Origin of the sequence: Grimontia indica, assembly GCF_000333895.2 — a bacterium.
In the GTDB taxonomy this organism is placed as follows: Bacteria; Pseudomonadota; Gammaproteobacteria; order Enterobacterales; family Vibrionaceae; genus Enterovibrio; species Enterovibrio indicus.
The window spans coordinates 140,542-165,617 of sequence record NZ_ANFM02000016.1; the positions used below are offsets into that span (position 1 = coordinate 140,542).

Annotated in this window: 23 protein-coding genes and 1 pseudogene; 10 read left to right on the forward strand and 14 right to left on the reverse strand. The window is 47.9% G+C overall.

Features of this window, described 5'->3' with window-relative positions; translation table 11 throughout:
• Positions 1-2 precede the first annotated feature (2 nt).
• Positions 3-3,323, reverse strand: a complete 3,321-nt coding sequence (locus D515_RS10315; RefSeq protein WP_002538270.1) for a calcium-binding protein — start codon at positions 3,321-3,323, stop codon at positions 3-5.
• Positions 3,324-3,814: 491 nt separating this feature from the next.
• Positions 3,815-4,675, reverse strand: coding sequence for an AraC family transcriptional regulator (locus D515_RS10320; RefSeq protein WP_002538272.1), 861 nt, complete (start codon positions 4,673-4,675; stop codon positions 3,815-3,817).
• Positions 4,676-4,906: 231 nt separating this feature from the next.
• Between D515_RS10320 and D515_RS10325 the strand changes: the two genes are divergently transcribed.
• Entirely contained in the window at positions 4,907-6,529 is a 1,623-nt protein-coding gene (locus D515_RS10325) for a methyl-accepting chemotaxis protein (RefSeq protein ID WP_002538273.1), read from the forward strand.
• Between the two features lie 44 nt (positions 6,530-6,573).
• Here the strand turns inward: D515_RS10325 and D515_RS10330 are convergent, their stop codons facing one another.
• Positions 6,574-7,158 carry a substrate-binding domain-containing protein gene (locus D515_RS10330; RefSeq protein ID WP_420835370.1) on the reverse strand — a complete coding sequence of 195 codons (585 nt, stop codon included), beginning with the start codon at positions 7,156-7,158 and terminating at the stop codon, positions 6,574-6,576.
• Positions 7,159-7,284: 126 nt separating this feature from the next.
• Positions 7,285-7,458, reverse strand: a pseudogene (locus tag D515_RS26420) (helix-turn-helix domain-containing protein); the annotation flags it as partial.
• A gap of 112 nt (positions 7,459-7,570) precedes the next feature.
• On the opposite strand from D515_RS26420, the gene D515_RS10335 reads away from it, so the two are divergent.
• Positions 7,571-8,074 carry a lactoylglutathione lyase family protein gene (locus D515_RS10335; RefSeq protein WP_039849885.1) on the forward strand — a complete coding sequence of 168 codons (504 nt, stop codon included), beginning with the start codon at positions 7,571-7,573 and terminating at the stop codon, positions 8,072-8,074.
• A 47-nt stretch (positions 8,075-8,121) separates the two neighbouring features.
• On the opposite strand, the gene D515_RS10340 is transcribed toward D515_RS10335, so the two are convergent.
• Positions 8,122-9,006: a LysR family transcriptional regulator gene (locus D515_RS10340; RefSeq protein WP_002538277.1), complete on the reverse strand. Its 885-nt coding sequence runs from the start codon at positions 9,004-9,006 to the stop codon at positions 8,122-8,124.
• A gap of 117 nt (positions 9,007-9,123) precedes the next feature.
• On the opposite strand from D515_RS10340, the gene D515_RS10345 reads away from it, so the two are divergent.
• Positions 9,124-9,987, forward strand: coding sequence for an MBL fold metallo-hydrolase (locus D515_RS10345; RefSeq protein ID WP_002538278.1), 864 nt, complete (start codon positions 9,124-9,126; stop codon positions 9,985-9,987).
• A 52-nt stretch (positions 9,988-10,039) separates the two neighbouring features.
• On the opposite strand, the gene D515_RS25020 is transcribed toward D515_RS10345, so the two are convergent.
• The gene (locus D515_RS25020; protein ID WP_002538279.1) at positions 10,040-10,879 is read right to left on the reverse strand and encodes a LysR family transcriptional regulator; all 840 of its coding nucleotides are present in this window, start codon (positions 10,877-10,879) and stop codon (positions 10,040-10,042) included.
• Between the two features lie 89 nt (positions 10,880-10,968).
• Between D515_RS25020 and D515_RS10355 the strand changes: the two genes are divergently transcribed.
• Complete coding sequence (locus D515_RS10355; RefSeq protein WP_002538280.1) at positions 10,969-11,397, forward strand: nuclear transport factor 2 family protein; 429 nt, start codon at positions 10,969-10,971, stop codon at positions 11,395-11,397.
• Between the two features lie 59 nt (positions 11,398-11,456).
• Here D515_RS10355 and D515_RS10360 read toward each other — a convergent pair whose 3' ends face one another.
• Complete coding sequence (locus D515_RS10360) at positions 11,457-12,038, reverse strand: hypothetical protein (RefSeq protein ID WP_002538282.1); 582 nt, start codon at positions 12,036-12,038, stop codon at positions 11,457-11,459.
• A 603-nt stretch (positions 12,039-12,641) separates the two neighbouring features.
• Between D515_RS10360 and D515_RS10365 the strand changes: the two genes are divergently transcribed.
• From D515_RS10365 to D515_RS10390, 6 genes are all read left to right on the forward strand, one after another.
• Complete coding sequence (locus D515_RS10365) at positions 12,642-12,929, forward strand: acyl carrier protein (RefSeq protein ID WP_239643963.1); 288 nt, start codon at positions 12,642-12,644, stop codon at positions 12,927-12,929.
• The gene (locus D515_RS10370; RefSeq protein WP_002538285.1) at positions 12,922-14,172 is read left to right on the forward strand and encodes a beta-ketoacyl-[acyl-carrier-protein] synthase family protein; all 1,251 of its coding nucleotides are present in this window, start codon (positions 12,922-12,924) and stop codon (positions 14,170-14,172) included. The genes D515_RS10365 and D515_RS10370 overlap by 8 nt, the downstream gene beginning before the upstream one ends.
• Before the next feature lie 22 nt (positions 14,173-14,194).
• Entirely contained in the window at positions 14,195-14,701 is a 507-nt protein-coding gene (locus D515_RS10375; RefSeq protein ID WP_039849922.1) for a 3-hydroxyacyl-ACP dehydratase FabZ family protein, read from the forward strand.
• Positions 14,702-14,789: 88 nt separating this feature from the next.
• On the forward strand, positions 14,790-15,239 hold the full coding sequence (locus D515_RS10380) for a GNAT family protein (protein WP_239643964.1): 450 nt from the start codon (positions 14,790-14,792) through the stop codon (positions 15,237-15,239).
• Complete coding sequence (locus tag D515_RS10385) at positions 15,232-15,834, forward strand: GNAT family N-acetyltransferase (protein ID WP_039849886.1); 603 nt, start codon at positions 15,232-15,234, stop codon at positions 15,832-15,834. Before D515_RS10380 ends, D515_RS10385 begins: the two co-directional genes overlap by 8 nt.
• Before the next feature lie 2 nt (positions 15,835-15,836).
• Positions 15,837-16,463, forward strand: a complete 627-nt coding sequence (locus D515_RS10390) for a CPBP family intramembrane glutamic endopeptidase (RefSeq protein ID WP_051997496.1) — start codon at positions 15,837-15,839, stop codon at positions 16,461-16,463.
• Here the strand turns inward: D515_RS10390 and D515_RS10395 are convergent.
• The 7 genes from D515_RS10395 to D515_RS10425 all read right to left on the reverse strand — a co-directional run bounded on the left by D515_RS10395 (position 16,458) and on the right by D515_RS10425 (position 24,995).
• On the reverse strand, positions 16,458-17,702 hold the full coding sequence (locus tag D515_RS10395) for an ABC transporter permease (protein WP_039849887.1): 1,245 nt from the start codon (positions 17,700-17,702) through the stop codon (positions 16,458-16,460). The two genes, D515_RS10390 and D515_RS10395, sit on opposite strands and share 6 nt — an antisense overlap.
• Entirely contained in the window at positions 17,699-18,361 is a 663-nt protein-coding gene (locus D515_RS10400; RefSeq protein WP_039849888.1) for an ABC transporter ATP-binding protein, read from the reverse strand. Before D515_RS10400 ends, D515_RS10395 begins: the two co-directional genes overlap by 4 nt.
• Positions 18,348-19,436 carry an efflux RND transporter periplasmic adaptor subunit gene (locus D515_RS10405; RefSeq protein WP_002538294.1) on the reverse strand — a complete coding sequence of 363 codons (1,089 nt, stop codon included), beginning with the start codon at positions 19,434-19,436 and terminating at the stop codon, positions 18,348-18,350. The genes D515_RS10400 and D515_RS10405 overlap by 14 nt, the downstream gene beginning before the upstream one ends.
• Positions 19,437-19,646: 210 nt before the next feature.
• Complete coding sequence (locus D515_RS10410) at positions 19,647-21,302, reverse strand: ABC transporter ATP-binding protein (RefSeq protein ID WP_239643965.1); 1,656 nt, start codon at positions 21,300-21,302, stop codon at positions 19,647-19,649.
• 873 nt (positions 21,303-22,175) lie between these two features.
• Positions 22,176-22,757 (reverse strand): hypothetical protein, encoded by a 582-nt coding sequence (locus D515_RS10415; protein ID WP_002538296.1) that lies wholly within the window; start codon positions 22,755-22,757, stop codon positions 22,176-22,178.
• Positions 22,754-23,299, reverse strand: coding sequence for a sigma-70 family RNA polymerase sigma factor (locus D515_RS10420; RefSeq protein ID WP_002538298.1), 546 nt, complete (start codon positions 23,297-23,299; stop codon positions 22,754-22,756). Before D515_RS10420 ends, D515_RS10415 begins: the two co-directional genes overlap by 4 nt.
• A gap of 22 nt (positions 23,300-23,321) precedes the next feature.
• Positions 23,322-24,995 (reverse strand): vWA domain-containing protein, encoded by a 1,674-nt coding sequence (locus D515_RS10425; RefSeq protein ID WP_002538299.1) that lies wholly within the window; start codon positions 24,993-24,995, stop codon positions 23,322-23,324.
• Between the last annotated feature and the right edge of the window lie 81 nt (positions 24,996-25,076).

The following is a 25,076-nucleotide window of genomic DNA, read 5'->3' on the forward strand; positions in this document are numbered from 1 at the left end:
TATCAGGTAAAGTCGAACATGTCCGCAGACACACGGTCCACATCGAAGTTTTCCAGGGTAATCGTTGCTGCGCCATCATTAACCGAAATCACAGTATCAGCGCCGCTTTGCCAGTAAAGAAGTGCGTCAGCACCGCTGGCGAGAGAACTGTCAATCTGGATGCTGTCTTCTCGCAGATTAAAGTCAGTGATGGTGTCAGAACCCGACTCGCTGTCAAAGAAGAAAACGTCGGCATTTTTGCCACCTGTGAGGGTGTCAAATCCTGCGCCGCCGGAAAGGAAGTCCGCACCGTCTTGGCCTTTCAGCTCGTCGTTGCCTTCGTCGCCGTAGAGCTTATCGTCACCCTGATTGCCTTCCAGTCGGTCGTTGCCGGTGCCACCGTGAAGCTCATCGTCATAACCATCAGTTTCATTCGACAGGTTGTCATAACCAAAGCTAAGTTCAACAGAGGCAGCATTGCCATCGGCATCCACCAGGAAGTAGCTGCCATCTTCTGTCTGAACGATAACCGGTGGCGTGTTGTCATTCTGAATGCCAGTGACATTGAGCTGGTGAACCAACTTGCCATCTGTGTCGATGGTGTAGAGGTCGACACCTTCGGTTGCGTTTGGCATCACAAACACAGGCTCGCCATCCACATAACCTGCCGATGACATGTAAGCGCCACCACCAGAGACAGTGTCAGTGAGTGTGAGCGTGCCTTCTTCGCTGACAGCAAACACAGATGCGTAGTCCGCACCGCTACCAGAGGTAATGGCGTAGGTAGCGCCATCTGACGTCTGGTAGAAGTTCACAGAGTTGCCTCCGCCGGCGGTGACCGTTTGGGTATCAGCCAGCGTCAGGTCGCCGGTAACACGGTTGACGTCGTACAGGTTAACGCTCCCGTTGGCGCTTGAAACCACGTAAGTTTGCGAACCGATGGAAACGATATCGATCCCGGAAACCAGATCGCCTGCCTCAACCGTTTTGCCCGTTTCGGCGATTTTCCCGGTTTCAGAGTCGTAAGTCAGAATATCAATGCGGTCATTCTGGGAGCGTGTGACGTAGAGGTATTCCGTACCGTCGTTTGCTTCAAATACCACGTTTTCACGCACGATACCGCCACGCAGCCAGGTTTGCGAACCACCAAAATAAGATAGGCCGCCATCCAGCGACAGCTTACCGTCATCAGAAATATGCCAGGTGGTGATTGAACCACTGTTTTGGGAGGTCAGGAACAGGGTTGCCTGTCCATCAACATACGCCATGTTGGAATGCGTCAAGCCGTTACCCATTGAGCCAACGGACAATCCAGCATCTTGCACTTGTGCGGTGATATCTCCCTGTGAAGTGGTGGTAACAGTCTTGGTGCTGTTGTCGAACACCATGCGATCCGTTTCTGTCAGTGTGCCATCGTTCTCCACACGGGAAAGAATCGCGGCACCGCTGTAGCCCCATACGGTTGTCAGCACATAGGGCACACCATCAATGTCGATGGTCGTCGTCGTCCAACCTGAGTTGGCTTCATTGGTGACCGCATCGCCTTGGGCAATATCGATTTCAGAAGCCACACCGTTGTCACCGGTGAGGACATCGTTGCCAGCTCCACCTTCCAGTAAATCTTCCCCATCTCCACCGAACAGCAAGTCATTGCGTGGCTCGCTGAAGAAATCATCAACGGCCAATTTCACAGAAGAGGCATTGCCGTCAGCATCGACGAGGAAATAGCTGCCATCAACCGTCTGGACAATCACAGGTGGCGTGTTGTCATTTTGAAGATCCGTGATGGTCGTGCGCAGTTCAAGCTGGCCGTTAGCATCAATGGTAAAGAGATCCACACCTTCGGTCGCATTTGGCATCACAAACACAGGCTGGCCTTCCACATAGCCTGCGGTCGACATATACGCGCCACCACCATCGACAGTGTCAGTCAGCGTCAGTGAACCATCAGCACCCAATTCAAAGACCGAAGCGTAGTTACCACCAGAGCTTGAGCTAATAGCGTATGTGGTGCCATCTGCGGTCTGATAAAAGTTAACTGAGTTGCCGCTGCCATTGGTGACCGCTTCGGTGTCAATCGCCGTCAAGTCGCCTGTGGTTTCGTTCACCGAGTAGAGGTGAACGCTGGCGTTGCCACTCGCGACGGCAAACGTCTGGCCGTAAGCTTCGATGATATCGATGCTTGAGGTGATGTCACCCGCGACAACCGATTTGCCTGTCTCGGCCATTACACCGGTTTCCGGATCGTAGGTCAGGATATCGACACGGTCCTGAAAAGGACGGGTGACATACACATATTCGCTGCCGTCGTTGGCTTCAAACACCACGTTTTCACGGATGATGCCGTCACGCAGCCAGGTTTGCGAGCCGCCGAATTCTGATAAACCACCTTCCAGCGAGAGAGTACCGTCGGGAGAGATTTCAAATGTGGTGATAGAGCCGCTGTTTTGAGATGTCAGAAACAGGGTTGCTTTGCCATCAACAAACGAAATATTAGAGTGATGAAGGCCATTACCAAGCGCATTTACAGAAAGGCCTGCATCAGCCATGTCAGCGGTAATGTCACCGCTGGAAGAGATAGAGGCAGTTTTGGTGCTGTTATCAAAGGTAATGCGGTCAGTTTCCGTTAGGGTGCCATCGGTTTCCACGCGGGAAATGATGGTGGTTCCGCTATAGCCGAACTGGGTGGTCACCACATAGGGCACGCCGTCGATAGTGACAGTCGTGGTGGTCCATCCGGTGTTTGCCGCACTTTCAACGGCTGGGCCATCGGCTTTCAGTTGGATACCGCTGCTACTGCTTGAACCTTGGCCGACATCAGGGTCGTTGCCATCATCACCCACGAGGTGATCATTGCCTTCATTTCCCCAAAGGACGTCGTTGCCAGTGTCACCATTGAGGGTGTCATTCCCTTCGTTGCCGAAAAGCACATCATGGCCTGTGCCACCGTGAAGTGTGTCGTTACCTTCGCCACCTCTTAAACGGTCGTTACCTTCTTCGCCGTACAGGACATCGGTGCCTTCACCACCGTAGAGGAAATCATTGCCTCGGCCACCGTAAAGGAAATCATCGCCTGTATTGCCTTCGACGCGATCATCGCCATCATCGCCGTAGAGAAAATCGTTGCCGAAACCACCGCGTACCCAGTCATTACCGGCATCGCCATGGACGATATCCTCATCGTCACCGCCGATCACCGTATCATCGCCATCACCACCATACACGTAGTCGGTGTTGCCATCGGCCTGAATAAAGTCGTTACCACCGTAGCCGTAAATTGTATCTACGTCGTTGGTTCCACGCAGATAATCGTCTTCTTCTGTCCCATTGATAATATTTGCCACGTCATTGTCTCCCTGTTGAGCACGTGCCGTTATTGTTCTGTATTGGCTTATTCAGAAATGAAATATAAAGGCGGAAAACCGCACAGGGAATGAGGTCTAGTCTCGCTATCGAGACGGCGTTGTCAGTGGCACATATGGAGTTTTAGGGAAGTATGAAGGATGAAAATCTGTCGCCAAATAACCATGCTACCTATAAGGCTGTAACTCACTGTATCTAATGTTCATTACACTATTTGTAATATTCATTACTGAATTTCTATTCATCAACATGAATGAGTATTAAAAAAGCATGAGATTTAAGATATGGGCGTTAACGCTTTCTGTTGCTGGTAATGACATGAAATAACGGTATTAAATCGAGTTTTTTGTTCGAAATTTCAAGGGAGGTGTGAACTTGAAAAATTATTAAGACTATATAAAACAAATAAATAAAGCGGTAATTTAAACACCGCCTTAAATATTATCCATGATTGGATAGACACTTAAAAAAACTATTCAAGAGGGATGTAAATGTCCGTTCTCAGCTCAGTTTGTGGTACGGAATGGACATCATTCAGATACTCTTCATAGGCTGGTTGGTTACCGACCCGCTCAGTAGAATTTGGTAACCATTCAGAAAATAACCAGCGGTACGCGGCGTCCATGTTGGCATATGGACCTTTGTAATGCATCACCGCACATTTCCCTCCCTGAATGTCAAAACGCTTTAAGCCATCTTCCTCAGGAAAGTCATTTACATTGCTCACTTTGATGCAAGCCAAGGAGCGCAATTCGTCAGTCGGCACGGTATCAGGATCATCGAAATAGACGCCAAAGAAGCGGGTGTTTTCGTCAATCAAGTTACGTGTCGCCAGCCAGCCCTGCAGCTTCTCAAACTGCTGGCCCACCTTCATGTAATCACCATGGTGTTCGAATCCGATAAGGGTCATCGTTTCGCTTTCTCTGATTGTAATCTCTTGCATGGGGTAGTCCTCGTTCTTCCGTATTGGTTGCGAAAATTGAACATGATCACCCTCACGTCTGAAGCGTGCAGGTGGCATGCCAAAGGTCTCACTGAAAACACGGGTGAAGCTTTGCACAGAGTTGTATCTCGCCAGACGCCCAATTGTTTCAATACTCATGTCCGTCTTAATCAACCTATCCGCCGCATAGTGAAGACGTACCCAACGGATGGAATCCGTCAGACTATTGCCGTAAATCCCACGATAAATGCGGTGTAGGTGATAAGGCGAGATCAGCGCAACCTCAGCGAGTTTGTCCATATCCAGATCGTCTTCCAGGTTGTCGTAGATATAATCCGACAGCACAGAAAGTCTTTTCTGGTAGTGCTCGGCAGTCGATTGACGCTTCATCAGTGCTTCTCCCTTGTTTCCATCCCTACAAGTTATCAATGGGTCTTTTAACAAATCCTGCGCATTTTTTATTCAAAAACTAACCCACTGAATAGTAAAGCATGATGTGCCCATCCTGAGAGAACGCGGCGTGCCTGTTATGTAATTGTTCGATTTATCACTAAAGCGAATGGTGCGTAGGTCGATACATCATACGGTAAATGATTCATTTCATCGGGGAGGAGAATCAGCATGTTGAGGAAGCTGACGGTCAGTCAAAAATTGTTTTTTGGGTTTGGGGGCATTCTTAGCCTGTTAGTTGGTATGGTGGCGTTTGTCTGGATTAAGTTGGCGTTTCTTCAGGAGGTTGGTATCGAGGTCAGAACCGACGATGTACCGGAAGCGATAGGTTATCTTGGACTGATTGATGAAGCCGGTGATGTTTACCGGGATTCAATGGGAGTGATAAATGATGTCACTGGTGCCAAGGAGGATTTAAAGAGCAACATCAAAGAGTATATGGATTTGATTGGTCATGTGCGCCTGTTGGAAACCCCAGGGTCGGAAGACTTTCAGAGACTGGCCGAGATAGAAGAGCACATGAAGGCTTATCTAGCCGCTTTTGAAAACAGCATTCTTCCGCGGGTAGGAAATGGTGTTGAAATGTCTGATTTGGTGGAAGAGCTTCACGACGTGTATCTCATGCACCTTGCACCTATCGAAGACATTCTCGACCAAGTTTCTTCTGAGGAAGTGGCTGAAACTGATAAGGCACTTGGCAGTCTGCTTGAAGCCTATGAAGTGATGCGAATGACTCTGCTTTCTCTTGCAGCGGTGGCTATTTTGCTCTCCTGCGGCATTGCTTATCTGCTCTCCACCTCGATTACACGTCGTCTGACAATCTTGAACCAAGCGGCACAGCGTATCGCCAATGGAGAGCTTTCCAATGAATCGATTGAAGATAAGTCTGGCGATGAACTCGCCAGCCTGGCGGTGTCTGTTAACGGGATGCAAGCATCATTGGTGAGCCTGATTTCATCCATCCGTGGCGTAACTGAAGAGGTGCATTTTTCGGCTAAAGCACTGTCTACGATTAGTCAGGATGTGGTATCAGGCGCATCGATGCAGGATGAAAAAGCGACCTTGATTGCGACTGCGTCTGAAGAACTCAGCCTGACCATTTCTGAAGTGGCGAATCAGGGGACTGCGACCTTTGATGAAGCCAAACGCTCAGAGGAAGCAGCGCATGAAGGCCGCCGCGTGATTGGTGAGATGGTAAACAGTATTCAGCAGGTGTCTGTGCAAATGCAGGAAATGTCGGTATCGATGCGTGAGCTGGGCAGCCACAGTGAAGAAATTGGCAACGTGATCAAAGTGATTCAGGGTATTGCTGAACAAACCAACCTGCTTGCGCTGAATGCGGCAATCGAGGCCGCGCGTGCGGGCGAGTTTGGGCGTGGGTTTGCCGTTGTCGCAGATGAAGTTCGCGCACTGGCGGAGCGCACTACGCAGGCGACGCAAGAAGTCTCTACTATTATCCAATCGATCCAGACGGGCACACAAAATGCCGTCACCAGTACCGAAGAGAACTGTGGTTTGGTTGAGATTGGTGTAAACCACAGCGAGAGCGCCGTGAAAGCGCTGGATGACATCTTCAATGGCGCCGCATCCGTGCAAAGCATGATAAGCACGATTGCGACGGCAGCCGATGAGCAAACATCCGTGACCCGAGAAATCGCCTCAGATATTACCGCCATCAGCGATATTTCTTCCAAGTCGCTGGACAGTGCTCAGCAAAGTGCAGACCGCATTGCCTCGCTCGACAGAAAAGTGGATGAGCTTGATGCACTCATTGGCAAGTTTAAAGTGTGTTAAGTCTTTACGCTTGAAGACATTGGCCGCCTGCTTGGGCGGTTTTTTTATTTGCATGTTGATTGGTGAATGATTTCCATCACTGCTTCGAATCGCTTCGGCAAATCACGATGTTTCTTCTTCGAAAGAAACAGGGATTGAGAAACCGGTGACTCCAGCGGGAGCGACGTAAGCTGTTCTTTTTGCTCAAATCGACTCATGACGCTTTCTGGCAACACGGTGAAACCAATGCCTTTTGATATGGGCAAAAGGATCTGCGCCAGTTGGTTGACGTAACCGCGATGATTCAAGGATTCGACGCCACGGTATTCTTCGGGGAAGTTACTTCCAAGCACCAAGTCGGCGTAGTGTTTTCCATCGGGGTGATGAATATAGCCCAATGAAGCAAGCGCATGGAAATTGCCTTGGGGAATATCAGCGTTGGAAGGCACGATCACACAAAGTGCTTCTTCACCGAGTAAGGTTTCTTCAAAGGCAGGGTGATCGAATTTTTGGGTAGTGATGCCAATGTCGGTTTGGTTATCCATGAGCATCTGACGAATTCTGTCTGCGGGCGCGGCTTCAAGCTGCACCGATAAGCCGGCGTATGAGGTTTGCAAGTTCAACAAAGACGGATATAGCTTCATCGCCATTGCGCCAGAACAGGCAATGCGAATTGCTCCTTGATGCGGATCATCGTCTTTCATTCTTGCCAGAAAGTCTGCCTGCTGCTGTTTTTGCTCGGCGATAAAGGCATTCAGCATGATGCCTTCACGTGTCAGTTCGAACTGCTTTCCTTCACGGTATATGAGGGTTTCCCCCAACTCGTCTTCCAGCTTTTTCACATGCTGACTGACGCCGGGTTGCGTCATGTAAAGTCGTTCAGCGGTTTTGGTAAAGCTGCCAGTTTCAACCAGCGTGGCGAAGGTGTTGAGCCATTTAGGATTCAGCATATGGGGATGAATAACAAAATATTATGGATTTAATAATAATCGATAATTTTTCAATGAAACAGGTGATAAGTAAACTTCTCTTCATCCGATAACGCATTGAGAGACTTTGACCATGACAACGCCATATCCCCGTAACTTTTCACACATTGGTATTTCCGTTCCTGACTTGGAAGCAGCGGTGAAGTTTTACACCGAAGTACTGGGCTGGTACCTCATCATGGAGCCGACTGAGATTGTTGAAGACGATTCTGCCATCGGTGAAATGTGTACGGATGTATTCGGTGCCGGCTGGGAACGTTTCCGCATTGCGCACCTTTCTACCGGTGACCGCATTGGTGTTGAGCTGTTTGAGTTCAAGAATCAAGAAAACCCAGAGAACAACTTCGAATACTGGAAAACCGGTATCTTCCACTTCTGTGTGCAGGACCCGGATGTGGAAGGTTTGGCAGAAAAAATTGTCGCGGCGGGTGGCAAGAAGCGCATGAAAGCGCCACGTTTCTATTACCCAGGCGAGAAGCCTTACCGCATGATCTACATGGAAGACCCGTTCGGTAACATCCTTGAGATCTACAGCCACTCTTACGAACTGCATTACGCAGCGGGTGCTTACAAGTAAGCGCCTATACTCCCTCCTCCTTCAAGGGGAGGGTCTGTTCCTGAGCGTCAGAATTTCCCATCAAAATACTCAACCAGAAAATCAATCAAAGCACGCACAGGCCTCGAAAGATGCTTGCGTGATGCGTACAGCAGATAGATGGTCAGGGTGTTTAATTCCCATTCCGGCAATACTGCTTCCAGTTCGCCTTTTTCCAGCATTTCCTCGATCAGATACGTCGGCTGCATGGAAATTCCCATGCCTGCTAATGAGCCATGAAGCAGCACTGTTGCTTCGTTGCCAGTGATCGGACAATTTACTTCAATAGTTTGTTTTTCATGGCCTTTGGTGAGGTGCCATTCGTGTCGGCCAAAGTTCTTATAGCCCAGGCATTCGTGCGCTTTGAGATCTTCCGGTACCAAGATAGGCGGCCGCGATTTCAGATAGGCAGGAGAGGCAACCAAGGTTGATTCACAGGGAGCGAGGGGTCGGCCAATCAGCGAAGGATCTGGGTTGCTGGCGGTGCGGATGGCGAGATCAACGCGTTCGGAGACCAGATCAACCGCTCTGTCTTGTGCGTCGATATCAATGGTGACACCGGGATGACGCTCCCGAAATTCATGCAGTGCTGGCATCAACAGGGAAAAACCAAATGACATACTGGTGCTGATGCGGATAAATCCGCTCAGCGCTTCGCCGGGCATCAGGCTCTCTTCCAGATGCAGTGCCTGTTCCACCCATCGCTGCATATCTGGTAGCACTTGCTTACCCATATTGGTGAGAGACACTTTGCGGGTAGTGCGGTTTAACAGCCTCGCCCCAAGCCAGTTTTCCATGGCTTCCACATAGCGTGTCACCATAGGTCGGGACATCTCTAACCGGTCAGCGGTGGCGGTGAAACTTTCCGTTTGCGCCACATCGAGAAGCACCCTTGCGGCAGTCAACTTATCCATAAGTTCACTCGTTATCTGTTCGATTTGAGAAATAATGATGCAAAGAATAGGCGGTATTTCCGAGCATATCCAATCGTTATGCTTCTTCCAAAGCCCAAATAACGAGGAAGTACAACAATGAAAACAGCAATCGCATTAGCTTTATCTTTCGCTTTGACTGCCCCAGTAATGGCGGAGACTACACCACTGACATTTGACATTTACTACGGAGACGACAACAGCTTCAACGTGACTTCTACCGTCGTTGCAGGCGAAAAAGAAGTGATGGTGATCGACACAGGTTTTACCCGTGCGGATGCTTTGCAAATCGCCGCTAAAGTATTGGACTCCGGCAAAGAGTTGAAAACCATTTACATCAGCCAGGCGGATCCGGATTACTACTTCGGCGCTTCACAGCTACTTGAAATCTTCCCACATGCGAATGTGCTGACCACTCAAGCAGTACGTGACGCTATCGTGAAAAAGCTGGAAACCAAGATCAGTTTCTGGGGCCCCAAAATGGGTTCGAACGCACCGAAGCAACCTCGTGTACCTGATGTATTTAACGGCGCAGAGCTAAAAGTCGATGATGCGGTTATCGAAATCAAAGGCACAGATGGGGTACTAGCGCATCGTCCGTACCTCTGGATCCCATCTGAGAAGGCCATTCTGGGTAACGTCGGCATTGTTGAAGGTATGCACGTTTGGATGGCAGACACCCAAACCGATGAAGAAGTGACAGCGTGGTTGGATCAGCTCAAGGAAATGCAGTCTTTGAAGCCTGAACTGGTCATCCCGGGTCACATGAAAACCGAAGGCAAACTGGATCCTTCGACCATTGATTACACAGCCACCTGGATTGAACGATTTGCAGATGCGAAAGCCAAGAGCGAAAACAGCAAAGGCGTGATTGATACCATGGTGGGTTACTACCCGAAACTGGGTGCCACCTTCACGCTGGAGCTAGGCGCACAGGTTCACGAAGGTGAAACCCAGTGGTGATTTGATAACAAGCAGCGCTTAAAACGGTGACTCGGGTAGTCACCGTTTTTGTTTAGTCCATGTTTGACTGTGAAAGCTGGAACTTCGACAGCAGCGTGTCGATAACCAGACGGATTCGCGCGGGTGTAAACTCTGAAAACGCGTGGATGGCGTGAACATGACGCTGTTGTTCTGGCTCAGGCTCTGCTCCTGAAACCAAGGTTAACAACCCTTGCTCACAACAAGATTGGGCAAAAAGATCAGGCAGCAATACACGTCCCAAACCCTGCTTTGCCATTTCGGCAGCGGTGAGGATATTGTTTACACGAAGCACGTTGGCATGTTCAGCGGTTTGCCATGGCAGCAAAATTTGGTTATCTGAATTTTCTGGCAATTCAGGTGACTGATACCAGCGTTGGTGAAATCGGCCGAGTAATCTAGCTTTCAAATTGCTATCGGGGAGGTTACCAACACGAATCGCCACATCGATATTTTCCTGCAGCAGATCCTGGATGGTATCCGTCACGACAAGTTCGATATCCAGTTCAGGATGTTCGCACCTTAAGGTTTTAATCGTAGGGACAACCAATACCGATGCCAGGGCTGTTGGGCAGGAAATTCGGACTCTTCCTTTTATGCCCGCTTGGGTTGAAGAAATATCTTCCTGGGCTTTTTCCAGCAAATTTTCCATTGCTACGGCATGTTCAAAAAAGCGCTCGCCGGAATCTGTCATCCGCAGCGTGCGGGTGGTGCGATGCAACAACAGGGTGTTTAGTGATTTCTCCAATCCACTGATTTGCTGACTGAGCCAAGAGCGGGTAATGCCCAGTTGTTCTGCGGCCTGAGTAAAACTGCCTGCCCTAACCAAGGCGACGTAAAGCTGCATTTGGTAGCTAATATGTTTAGTTTCCATAAACAGTGTTTTCTATTGTGCGATATATATCTAACAATAATGCGTAGGTACTCTTTGCTCAACCCAAATAAAGCGATGTGGAGTGAAGGATGAAAAAGCAATTAATGGCAGCGGCAATCGCGACTCAAATGGTATTCGCAGGTGCAGCTTATGCGGGCCCGATTGAAGAGGCACAAGAAGCATCAAAACAGTGGATCGCTGCATTCAATAAAGGTGACTATCAGTATCTTGGTGATGCATACACCATGGAATCGACCATGATTTCCCACCCGTTTGGTGTGTATCATGGCCGTCCGGCGGCAACGGCATTCTGGAAGCAATTGATCAGCGATGGTGCGACAGATTTGGTCTACATAGAACCCAAATTTACAGAGCTTGATGATAAAACTGTGGTGATGGAATCTCGCTGGAAAATGAATATCGGCGAAGGCCATATCACGCTGGAAAAGTGGGTGAAAGAAGCTGATGGCGTTTGGCGTCTGGAGCTTGATGATTTCACCGTTGAAAAGCGTTACTAACAAGCACAATTTCGATATAGAAAGGGACGCATCTGCGTCCCTTTCTATTTGATATTGACTTAACTTGCTGGGGGAAAACCGCAGAAGTTACAGCCTAGATAGGTGATCACTAGACGGTTCTGATAGCGGTTCTGGTAGTTCCAAGGAGATACATCATAAGGTGCACGCTGATAGCGGCCTTGGATGAAAATAGTTTCGCCTTTTTCAAGCTGCATAATGCTGTTTACTGCTGCGACGCCAGGGATGGCACAACCCGTGTCGTTGTTTGCAAAAGTAACAGGGCCAATAGAAGCATTGCTGCCAGGAGGAACAGCATTTGGCAGTGAGATGCCAATCCGAAGCAGGTACTTAAACCCACAAGTACGTTGAGCATAACGGGCATCGATATTATAGAGACCAGCCACAGGTGCCGTGAACATATGAGACGTGGTGTCAAAAGCGTAATTAAAATTAATCGTCGTCTCATTGTATTCGACAACTTTGATGGCACCATTGTTGGCCTCTGTCAACTCATCACCGCCTATGTAAGCGTCGACAACAACACTGTTTGACGGCAGGTATGGTGTGGTATCAGCAAACACGCTTGCTGACAACATCAGCGCTGCTGAGGAAAAAATAGATACTGGTAGCGAGTGTTTCATCCGCATTCTCCGTACGATTGTTGTGTGTAAATCAATGGGAATATTAGGACGGAGGTGGTTAACAGTTGTGTCACTTGAGTGAGATTTTTTTGTGACTTAAATATTATGTAATCTAGTGCATAATGAATTTTTATGCACATCTTTTGATGAACAAAAATGAACGCTATACGGTTTGTGTATATATTAAGTAAAGACAGTGTTTTTAAAAATGACTGAAAATGAAGTTTGATTTTTCACTAAATAATTTATGGGAGAGTGTCACGAATTTCCAAATTAGCATGTAAGTTATATTTAATAAATTCTAATTAGAATAGTGTGAGTCATTTGAAAGGGCTATAAAAAATCAAGGATATCCATTGATCTCATTCGAATGGGAACGGTATTTAAACTGTATGTTATGTTTTGTATTTGAGATGTGATGATATTTTGACAGAAGAAATGTTGAAAGGGTTTGAAGCAGGTTGTCGTGAAAGATAAGCTAACAGCAACTAGATAAATTCCCATATCGATTGGCAATAAAAAACAATTGATTGAATTATTTCGTCTTGTCGTTGTTCGGATATACGAACCTTATCATTAATTCATGTAGTTGGTGTAATTAATATGAATTCTATCCTCGAGAACAAACAATATTTAACAGATTCGATAATATCGGAAATCATGAGTCGATTAGAGTCTGAGTCAGAAAATGCTATTTCAGCGAAAGATATTGTCCCATCGATGTCATTGCGTGATGATCTTGGTATGGACTCAATGCAAGCAGTTTCACTCACTCTTGATTTGGAAGACTCTTTGGGGATATCCATCGATGACGAAGACTTAATCAAGCTTGACACTGTGAGTGATCTTTTAGAAATCATTGAATCCAAGCTAAGCGAAAAAAATGGATAATCGTAGACGTGTTGTCGTAACAGGGGTTGGCGTTGTTTCATCCATTGGCAACGACTTTGACACTTTTACCGAATCGCTAAAGCTTGGTCGCAGTGGTCTTCGCGCTGTCGAATCTTGGTCTGAATATGGATTAACGAGCCGTGTTGCCGGTTTAATCGATTTAGAAGAAGCCAAAATACAGTCCACGAACATTCCGCTCAAACTCCGCCGGGCGATGCCGACATCAACACTCTATTGCAGTGTCGCTGCCAATGACGCGATTTCGGCTTCCGGCTTAAGTTCTGAAGCGCTCTCTGACCCGCGAACGGCTTGTCTTGTCGGCAGCGGTGTGGCGGATGTCGGTGTGATACATCGAGAAGGTGTAAAGTATTTCAATGGTCAGGTTCGAAGAACTGAACCCTATACCGTGCTCAAATCCATGAGCAGTACACCAAGTGCACTTCTGACCAAACTCTTTGGTATTAATGGGCGAAGCTATTCCATTTCGTCGGCGTGTGCGACAGGTACGCACAATATCGGACATGCGTATGAACTGATACGTGATGGAGTGATAGACAGAGCCATCACAGGTGGTTGTGAGGAAGTGAGCGACCTGATCGTCGCTTCCTTTCAAGCGTTGAGAATGGCACTGTCCACCGGTTTTAATGACACCCCGGAAACAGCATCACGCCCCTACGATCGAGACAGAGATGGCTTTGTGATTAGCGGCGGGGCAGGAGTGCTTGTCTTAGAGTCACTTGATTCTGCGTTGGCGCGTAATGCGCCAATTTATGCAGAAATCGCAGGTTATGCCGCTAACTCAGATCCTTATGATTTGGTTCTGCCTCAAGCTGATGGTGGTACATTTGTTGACTGTATTGCCAGCGCGTTAGAAGACGCGTGTATTGACTCTGCCGATATCGATGCAATCAATACGCATGGGACAGGCACCGTCGCGGGTGATGTGGCGGAGGTCAATGGATTACGCCGTGCATTTGGCGGCAATGTTCCAAGGTTCTCGTCAACGAAATCCATGACTGGACATGCGATTGGGGCGGTGGGTGCTATCGAGCTGATTGCATGCATCGCCATGCTAAAAGATGGCTTCATTGCGCCATCCATCAATATCGAAAATATTGACCCTCTGTTTGAGGATGCTCCCATCGTACGTGAAACCACACAAGCTGATTTGAAGAGAGTTCTGTCTTTAAATTTCGGTTTTGGTGGCACGAATGCGGCGACCATCCTGCAAAAAGTGGAATGACCTTTGTCTGTGAATGGCGTCTATGAATCGAAATATTATTGATGGATTGAGGGGGCCACAGGGTGGATTGAGTAAAGCGGCTGTTCGTTCAATCTTGCCCTATGGTGATGCCTTCTTATTCGTTGATTCAGTAAGTTATTTGACTGAGTCTGAGGCCGTGGCGCAATACCACATCCCTGAATCTTCAGATCTGATTGATGCACACTTCAAACATGTCAGCATGATGCCTGGCGTTTTGATGGGTGAAGCATTAGCACAGGCCGGCATTGTGTTGATTCACTACCGGAGTGAATTTGAAGAAGAAACCGATGTGGTTGCCAGCACTGTCAGCCAAATGCGATTTAAGTCTCCTGCTCTGCCGGGAGACACCTTAGAAGCGCGCGTCAGCATAAAGGCCATCAACCGATTGGGCGCCAGGCTAACGGGTCATTCCTATGTGAATGGGCGGGAAGTGCTGGCTGCCACGTTCGACCTGTCGTTTATCAAGCGAAAAAATCTCATTGAGCATATTTCTCAACATGCCTCATAGGCCTGAACCCTACATATTCAGGTCGTTTGGGTATAGACCTCGCCGAATAGTGAGCGTGTTTTCCTTATAAAAAAGAGTGGAGATTTCAGTGTCATTTAGATTGGCAACGGTGGATGATTATCTTGATTTAGGATCATCAGGATTCAAATGTTCTACATATAAAAACCTGGCTTACCCTCTTGGCTGCTCACAATCCGAACTTGATGCGGCGTTGGGTGGTGGAGATTTCGTGGTATTGGGTGAAACCACCAAAGTCGGATTTCTCAGAATAAGAGCTGTGTTCGAGGGCATTGCCTATATAGATGTTCATTTGCTGTGTGACTCTGCTGACGAAAATATCAAGTTCGTCATGAACTGGTTGGCCCGGAACTACAGCATCGGTAAGTATTATGTCCAGTTACTCCCTCATGAACAGCAAGAAATAGATTGTCTGAAACGATTAGGTTTTACTGAAGAAGCCCGTTTGAGAGATCAGTTGTTTGTTGAAGGCGCTTATTACGATTTATTAATGCTGGGAAGTGAGGATCAACGTGTTTGACAGTGTTCGTGGAATTTATTGTGCTTTGCGTCGTCCCAATCTCGAAGATATTGATACCATTGCTCGCTGGCTGGAAGATCCCTATCTGAATTCAACGGTTTTTGACAGCTCGACGTTTGCGGATGGTGCCCAAGAGCAGGTGATGAGTTGGCTTGAGCAAAATGCTGCGGTTTATGGTGGAGACAACCTTTTAGGCTTGGTGTGTTCAGTCAAAAGTGGCAAGCCAATCGGGATGGTCTGGTTCAATAACATCGACTGGAAAAGCCGCACTGCAGATCTTCGTTACCTCGTGGGAGAAGCGGAATACCGTACCAGTGTCTTTGGGCCAGAGATAGCGTTGCTGAGCTTGCAAATGGCCTTTAATGTCATGAATTTACATAAGGTCTATGGTTATGTTCTTTCAGGAAATGAGGATTCCATTCGTCTGGCAGAATTTGGTGGTATCAAAGAAGGTGTGCTGAAAAACTATGTCCCTGTGGGGGATGGATGGAACGACTACCATCTGTACGCGATGTTTTCAGAGGATTTCCGGGCATTTTTGCAAGAGCACAAAGAGGGCGTATTGCGCCGTCACTTTAGGCAAGGGCTCTTCTAAACGTGGCCTTGCTTGTATTGCTGCTCATCGCCGTTGTCTGTTTGTCTTTTCTTTACCCGCGATTCATTGGGGATCGCGTTGGCTTTCTGCTCATGCTGCCCGTCATTGCTTATACCTTGTATTTCTATCTGGATTGGCAACTGGCATCTTTTATTGAAATTAGCACTTTAGTCTTGGGCGGCATTGTTGTTGGCTGCGTCTTACTTCTCGCGGGATTGCCGCTAAGTTCACCGCAACCCATAAAGTTTATGGCTGATAGCATCCGCGGGATCAAGTGCCTTAAAGAAAACAAAAACTATCTGCTATTTCAATTGGGGATCACAGCTTACGAAGAGCTGATATGGCGGGTATTTTTAATCAGTACGCTAGTGTTGGCTTTACCGGCATGGGCTGCTATTTTTTTGTCAGCCGTATTGTTTTGGACCGTTCATGAGGAAAACAGACCGCTAGGGTGGCACTCATTAGAGTTCTTTCTTTTCGCAATACTCCTTGGCGTTGCGTATGTGGTGACTGATTCCCTGCTGTTCGTTTGGTTTGTTCACCTCACCAGAAATGTTCTTATACTTTCTGCATCATTCTACGAGGAATATCAGGACAGCCTTAAGGTCGGTGCCGGCGAATCTTCATGAGTCTCTAAGCGCGTCCACGGGTTTCATTTGGGCCGCTCTTCGGGCGGGCAAGTATCCCGCAACCAATCCAACCAAAATAGATACAAAAAGGGCAATGCTGATGCCCAAGATGCCGGGGAATAGCGGAAAGCCGGTAAAGAAGTCCAAGACCACGCCGATCAGCATGCCCACGGCTAAACCTGCCAAACCGCCAATCAGACATATGAGCACGGATTCCACAATAAACTGAATCATGATGTGGCTGCGGTGGGCGCCAATCGCGGCACGAATACCGATTTCCCGCGTCCTTTCAGCAACGGCCGTGCTCATGATCCCACCAACGCCAATGGCACCAACGATCAACGCACTAGAAGCGGCAATAATGCCGATAATGGTCACGCCACCAAGAATGTTGTCTGTGGTTCGAATGTAGGAAGCGAGTGTGCTGCTTTGATATTCAAAAACGCCTTGATAGCGACGGGAAAGCACGCCTTTTATCTGCGCGGCCGCTGCTTCTGCGGCCTCTACCATTGTGGCTTCAGCTTGAATGTAGCTCACGTCATTATTGCCGTTAAGTGCCTGTACCAGTGGGTAACTGACTAATATGCGGTTATTCACATCGCCTCCCGCAGAGCCGATGCTGGCCAGTAGATCCCGACTTTTAGAACGGAGCACGCCAACAACCTGATATTCGCGACCCGATATTCGAAACGAGTGACCTAAAGGGTTCGATATGCCAGGGAACAAATCTGAGGCGACGGTTTCGCCGATAATAGCGACAGGTCTGCGATTTCTGATTTCTGCGTCTCTTAGGCCTCTGCCAATTCGCAATTTATCGTTGTTGATGGTTAAAAAGGCGGCATTGACGCCAACCACTTCAGCATTGCTGTAGCGATTGCCAGCTTGGACGATTGGGGTTCCGCCTCTGGGTTTAACGATGGGGCTGATCAGATTGACGGATGGGCAGCAATCTCCCTGAAGTGCGATTAAATCGTTATTGGTGATACCTGTGCCTGTCCGCATGCGCTTGTGGGGATCTTTGCTGCTTTGTGTGCGATACACCCAAACAGACTTGAGACCGAAAGTTTCCAGCTCTTGCATGACAAAGGCTTTGCCTCCGGTACTGACGGTATCGACTGTCATCACTGCGGCGATACCCACAGCGATACCAATCATGCTGAGCATAGATCTGCCCCAATTCGCCAGCATGGCCAGACGCGCCTCTTTAAACAAATCCGGCAGAATCCGCAACCCTGTCATACCACTATCCTGCCGTCGCGCATGTGCACGACTCTGTCTGCAGCCTCTGCCAGATGCGCATCATGAGTCACCATGATAATGGTGTGACCCTCAGCATGAAGCTCCCTGAACAAATCCATGACTTGCTGCCCAGTCTGGCTATCTAACGCACCGGTAGGTTCATCGGCAATTAGTAACTTGGGTTTGTTGACCAGTGCCCGTGCAATGGCAACCCGTTGTTGCTGGCCACCGGAAAGCTGATTGGGTAAATGGGTGGCACGATCTGCCAGTCCAACCCGTTCAAGTGCGGATAACGCAAGGTCTCGGCGCTGTGAGGACGGTGTGCCTTGATACACCAATGGCAGCATGACATTGGCTAACGCGTCACGGCGTGACAGCAAGTTGAAAGATTGAAATATAAATCCCATTAACGACGAACGAAGCTTTGCAAGTCCATCGTCATTGGTTTGATGAACACCGGTTCCGTCCAGGTGGTAAGTGCCTTTATCGGCTTTGTCCAAGCAGCCAATAATGTTGAGTAGGGTGCTCTTTCCTGAGCCGGATGCACCCATGATGGTGACAAACTCTCCCTGCTCTACGTGCAGATCGACACCCTGTATGATGGGTAATGGCGTCTCCCCACGGAAATAGGATTTATACAAGGATTCAATTTTGATCATTGTTCGCGATAAACCTTGCTGCACGTCCATTTTCCAGATACCCGCTATCAAACAGCGCGACTTTTTGCCCTTCTTGAATACCGCTGAGTATTTCAACATGGGTGTCTGTTTCTAACCCAGATTCAATTGGCTGTAAGCGAATAGCGCCTTGCTCAACCAGGGCAACTTCAAACAGGCCTGGTTCGCGCTCACGCAGGGCGCTGTATGGCAGGCTTAGAACATCGCCACGCTCTTCGATAACGATTTCGATATCCAATTGTTGTCCCAGTAGCAGTTGCGGTGCATCTGGCCCTAAGGCCATGCGAACGGGAAAGGTATTTAAGTAGCGCTCTGCAGAGCGTTCAATGGCTGGGCCAATCCAATGGATTTGGGTTTGCCATACTTGGTCAGGAAAGGAATCAGAAGACACGTTAACCACTTGGCCGGTGTGAATTCTTCCGGTATCAACGGCGTCTAAGTTGGCTTCAATTTCCCATCCTTCAATGGCGACGAGCTGGAAAAGTTGGGTTCCGGCTTCAACCCACTGTCCCGATTCAGTCCATTTGTCTGTGACAACGGCATCGAATGGTGCGTCGAGCCTTTGCCAATCTTGCTCGATGGCACTCATCTGGGCGTCAGCTTTGGCTATCGCCACCGCCGCTTTCGCCGTTTCTAATTCGTATTGCGCTTGATCCAGGGCTTCGACGGCAACGAGCTTTCTATTGGAGAGCTCAGACAATCTGGCATAACGCTGCTGTTGTTCTTTCAGACGAACCGTTTGTTGCTGAACGACGGCTTTGGCACGATTGAGGCGGGCAACAGAGGCACGGTTATCCATGGAAGCCAGCGTGTCATCCTTTTTCACCTTATCGCCACGGGCAACGTAAACGTCCTCAATACGGCCATTGACTAACGCGGTGAGAGAAACAGTGCGGTCATTGATGACTTCGCCCGTCACGCGGATGATGTAGGCCATATCATGACGTTGTACCTGCACACCTGAAACACTAAGGGGCGGCTCCTCATAGAAAAAATAGCCAGCAGCAACGGAAGCCAGCACAACGATGGCAAATATACTCTTGAAGTAGCGTCTCATTGTTTGTGTCCATACTGTTTTAACGTCATAGAGAGGCTTTCAATTCCCTGTTTTTACTACGATAAGGAGGCGAGGCTATTTGATTAGTTTTGTATTGATGTCGACGTTGAAATCATGCATTCCTTAGCCTTTTTCCCCAGTTAAACATTTCGTGTGTGCCTGTGTGTAGCGCTGACTGACGTTTCGGGGAAAACCACACTTTCTTGCTACTCACTTTCTTAGGGTCTGTTGACCTTTGGTGTTCATTTCACTGACTCGGGTTGAATAGTTGGAGCTGTCATTCTCGAGATAAACAATTCGATCCACCGTATCAAACAGGCGGTCGTCATGGCTGACAATGACCACAATCTTGGATTGCCTTTGGGTACGGATAATATCGATAAGTAGCTTCACCGCTTCGCTGTCCAGGTTATTGGTAGGCTCATCCATCAATAGAATCGGTGTATCGCGCAATATGGCACGCGCGAGGCCCAGCTTTTGAATTTGGCCTCCTGAAAGCTCTGAATGCGCGTCTTTGATGACATGATCAATGCCTTTATCAAGTCGCTCAATCCATTGATTCAGACCGACGAGAGCCAGAGCGTGATGGATGTTTTCTTCCTCAACATCCATACCGAAAGTGACGTTGTTGCGAATAGAATCGGAGATGATGTGAATTCGCTGCGGCACCATCGAAATCCATTCAGATCGGTTTGAAAGCGTACTTAGGGGCGTTGAATCCAACCTGATATGCCCTGACTGAGGCTGTAACTCTCCGCTGAGTATGGTCAGCAACGTTGATTTACCCGCACCGTTACCGCCATTGATCAAATGGGCGCGGCCCCGATCAAAGGTGAGGTCAAGGCTGCAAAACAACGGATAATCATGTTGATAGGAAAAGCTCATTCCCTCTATTGCCATGTTTTCGATGAAAGCAGAAGGATTTGCTTGAAGCTCGGTGTGGTCAGGAAAATCCCGTTCAGATTGTACCTTCGCTAAATCACATAACTCTTTTACGCGCATTAAGGCTGTCAATTCATTCGGGAGGCTTGAAGCAAATTCAATAATTCTGATCAGCGACGGCACCATCAAATTCAACGTGGCGGTATAGGTGATGATTAAGCCTATAGTGAGCTGTTCTTCAATCACCATCGCACCGCCCAGATACCAGATGATGACCATGGCGAGCATAGGGATACCCATGATGATCATGTTGACCTTGGTATCATACAACTGACGGGTAAAACGCTTATTTTCCAGCTTTTCAACGGCTTGTCGGCAATACCGCAAAAAGAAATGTTCAGAGCGGTACAGTTTTATTTCTGCATCAGATTCAATCGTTTCTTGTACGACAGTTATCTTTCTTGCCGAGGCGTTAGTTTCCTCTTTGGAAGAAGACCAAAGGGCGCCATCAAATCTTAAGTAAACCATGACAGCAGCAGGCAGGAGGACAAGCAGTATGGCGCTCAATTGCCAGTTCAGGAAAAATACGATTACCAGCAGCACCACTGACAAGACAAGATGGTGAATCGTGCTTGATAAGCCATAAGGCATAATGACTTCAAACTGGTCGATATCCCTAGTTACCCGGGACAAGAGATCACCGTTGTTAATTTTAAGTCGTTGATTGTAGTTCAACCCCAGAATGCTCTTTATCACATCCTGATTGAACTCAATCATAATCTCTTTACGCACCTTTAGGCGAAACCATGCGTTAACGTAGCTTAAAATCAGGTAACTGCAGTAAAGCATAGCGAGTAAGAATACCGTCTTGAGCAGCAAGTTTGAATCTGAGCTGGGAAGGACTTGGTCGATGAGATGACCAGACAAATAGGGAAGCGGCGCTTGAGATGCGGTTAACAACAAAGCCAACAGCAAAAATGACAAAGAATGAGATTTTCTCTTTTTATAGATAAGTTGATATAAATAGGAAGCTCTTGTCACAGTTTTATTCTAAATGCAAAGTGAAAACGCTTTTACGGTAATATAAAAAAGAAATACGTGCATTCACTAATCTCACAACTAAAGCATAAAAAGGGGATGATAAAGCATCCCCTGATTTTAAAGTCAGAATACCAAATTATAACAGGTATTATTCAGACAAGTTTAGAGATATGGAATCTGCTGTAAAGATATTAAGGCGTACAGCAAGGTCCTGGCTTTTCAGGTTCCTTCTTAGTAGCGAGTACAGGACCTTTTTTTGCGATAAAATTGATTTTCTTCATCATATTTCCCTTTTGTTAATTAAATTAATGATTAACGGAATCAATATATGCATATAGTTTATACGCTAAACAAATGCAACTACATTGTTGAGGAGGCGTTTTTAATTGTCAACTCTGTGTCAAAACAGAATTGTTTTTATATCACTGATGGTGTTTATAATTTTCTAATTGCCTTTTCATTGTCTAACAACTTTTTTCTCATAAATTTATCAGTACTTTTTAATCATTTAATATTAAATTCGAGTTATGACTAAAACTCGAATTTACGTGACCGATTTTGTGACTATTGATGGGTGATATCATCTAACATGCTGGTATGGATAGGTATACATTACCGACTAGTAGTGCATACTTCATGGTGTATTACGCCTTTGGGCAAGGGTGAGTATCTGACTGGCATCAATCCGGTGTGAGTGAATCCAACACTTTCATTTCTGCCTAAAACTCACCCTTATCCGATACTCCTTTTCTAGCGTGGGTAATGTCTAGAAGTCGAGAAGCTCACCAAGGCCTGATTCCACATCAGACCTTGGATTTATTTTCCTTCTTTTTCCACCAGAGTTTTCAGTCTTTCCGGCAACTTGTTAATTAGCTTGGGATCGTCGGTCAGCATCTGTTCCAACAGTTCTCGCGCTTGTTGTTCCTGACCTTCATCAAGCAGTCTTTCAACGTCTGCAAACTCAGTGATGATGGATTCTTCCAGTTCCATCTCCATTTGGGGCAGAGATTTCGCCGCCGCGGGTGAATTGCGGAAGAAACGCTGTTCCTCTGGTTTTGGTGGCAATACTTCCATTGACCGCACCGCATCGGCTTCATGGTCAGACAAGGCTTCTGGGCTGATGAATGCAGGGGCGTTCCTTGGTTCGATATCAGGTTCGATAATAGATTCGATACTTTGAGGCGTTTCTAGGGTGTCATCCACCCACTTCCACGGTGCCAGCAAAGCGATAAAAGCGACCGTTGCGGCGGCACCTGCATAGGTCCACCAAGGTATGTGTTTTTTGCTCTGACTGTTTGCATGGGTAAGGATGCGATTGTCTAAGTCTTTGCTTGGTGTTTCTGTCGCGCTTTCCTTGTACAGCGCGACGATGTCTTCGTCTTTGATTGGCGCTGTCATTGTCGGTCTCCGAGTTTTTTTGTCAGGCACTGGCGAAGTTGATCCATAGCATAGCGAAGCCGGGTTTTCACAGCCTCCGCTTTCGCGCCGACGATCTCGCATATTTGTGCTGGCTCAAAGCCTGCTTCATGACGAAGTAGAAATGCTTCCCTCTGCAAAGGCGCGAGCAGTGCCATACAGGCTTTGATGGCAGTTTGCTTATCGCCGTCCCAATCGGGGACTTCGCTCTGATTGTCGTCCAATGATTGAGCATAAGCGCTGGATGACATCATTTTTCGGTGTTCATCAATCACCAGATTATGGGCAATGTGATACAGCCAGGTGGTGAACTTGGCGGTCGGCACATAGCTTTTCCGCTTATCAATCACGCGGTACCAAACATCCTGATATAACTCTTCGGCACGGGCGTGTTGCGCCGTATCCAATTGACGGACGAAGTAGCGATATAGCGGATTTTTATGGCGTTGATAGAGTTCAGCAAAGGCGCGCTGGTCACCTTTGCTGAAGTTCACCATCAATGTTTCGTCGGTTTGTTTATCCATGGATGCCTGTTAACGAATGCCCCTAAAGGTTCTGCGCAATCTCCACCAGACTGATAAATTCGCCGCGGTAGTTGAATGGGTCTTTGCCCCGGTTTTCACGCGCGATATCAGCTATTTGACTGTAGGCTAAACCATCCACATAGTGATTGTCTTTGAGCTTCTGCGCAAAGGCGGCAACCGCAGTGGCAAACTGGAAATCCGCACTGGCCTGAGTGAATGTTGGCTTGCTTTTGCTGGCATTAATCACCTGAGTGGTGAGCTGGCTTTTGTCTTTGCCGGGCAGCTTATATCGGACTTTGACCTGGGCGAGTTCGTCACTGTGTGAGGCCTCGTCTGTCTTTTTCTGCTGATAGCGCAGATCGTCAATGCGTCCTTGGTCACCAACCAGTGTCAGTTCATATAAGGCGGTGACTGTGTGTCCTGCACCGATTTCACCAGCGTCGACTTTATCATTGTTGAAATCTTCATCACGCAGCTTACGGTTTTGGTAGCCAATCAGGCGGTATTCCTTAACCGTGTCTGGATTGAACTCGACCTGGATTTTCACATCTTCCGCGATGCTTTGCAGTGTGCCGCTCATCTGTCGCAACAGTACCTTTTGCGCTTCGTGCAAGGTATCGATATAAGCATGGTTGCCGTCGCCGATGTTGGCGAGTTGCTCCATCATGGCATCGTTGTAGTTACCACGTCCAAAGCCCAATGTGGTGAGAGAAATGCCGTTCTCGCGTTCTTCTTCCACCCGATCTTTCAGCGCATCCAAGCTGGTCACGCCGACGTTGAAATCACCGTCTGTCGCCAGAATCACGCGGTTTACGCCATCTTTAATAAAGCCTTTCTTCGCTTGCTGGTAAGCCAGTTTGATCCCGCTTTCACCATAGGTGCCGCCGCCTGCTTGCAGGCTTTTAAGTGTATCGACGATCGCTTGTTGGTTGTCGCCGCTGGTGGGTTCGAGTACGACGGAGGCATTCCCCGCATAAGTCACCAGACTCACTTTGTCTTTCTCTCCAAGGTTTTTAGCGAGCAGAGAGAGGCTTTGTACCAACAGCGGCAGCTTATTGGGTTCATTCATGGAGCCTGACACATCTACCAGAAACACCAGATTCGATGCTTTACGCTCGTTGACCGGAATGTCGTAACCCTTGAGTGCAATGCGCATTAGCTTACGTTCCGCATTCCATGGCGCTGGGGCAAGTTCAGTGCTGACAGAAAAAGGTCTGGTTTTGGTTACAGGTGTTGGGTAGGCGTAATCAAAGTAGTTGATGAAGGCTTCTTCACGAATGGCGTCTGCTGGCGGCTTGTTGCCCATCTTCAGGTAACTGCGAACATTGGCGTAACTGCCTGTGTCGACATCTACAGAGAAAGTCGACAAGGGTGACACTGTCACTAATTGAGTGGCGTTACTTGGGGTTTCTAGGTAGCTATCTCGGTTTTCAGGTTGCACGTAGGGATCGACACCTGGCATTGGCATCACCATAAATTGGTGATCGGTAGCAACGCGGCTATACGCCATTTTGGAGGTTGGAGTAGCGGGTAGTGGATTCGTTGCATCCATGACTTCCAGCTCCACCAATTCTTCCTGAACCAGAGGTGGCTCCTGTTGAGGCGAGGTTTGAGTGGTGTCGTGGATGGACTCTGAACAGCCGACAACCACGGTCAGTGCTGTGACGATAGCGATAGTGACTTGATTGAATTTCATATACCGATTCCTTTTTCTTGCTGGTTTGTCGGTATAAACGGGCGAGTGGGTGAGAGGGGTGAAATTTTTTCTGCCTTTTTA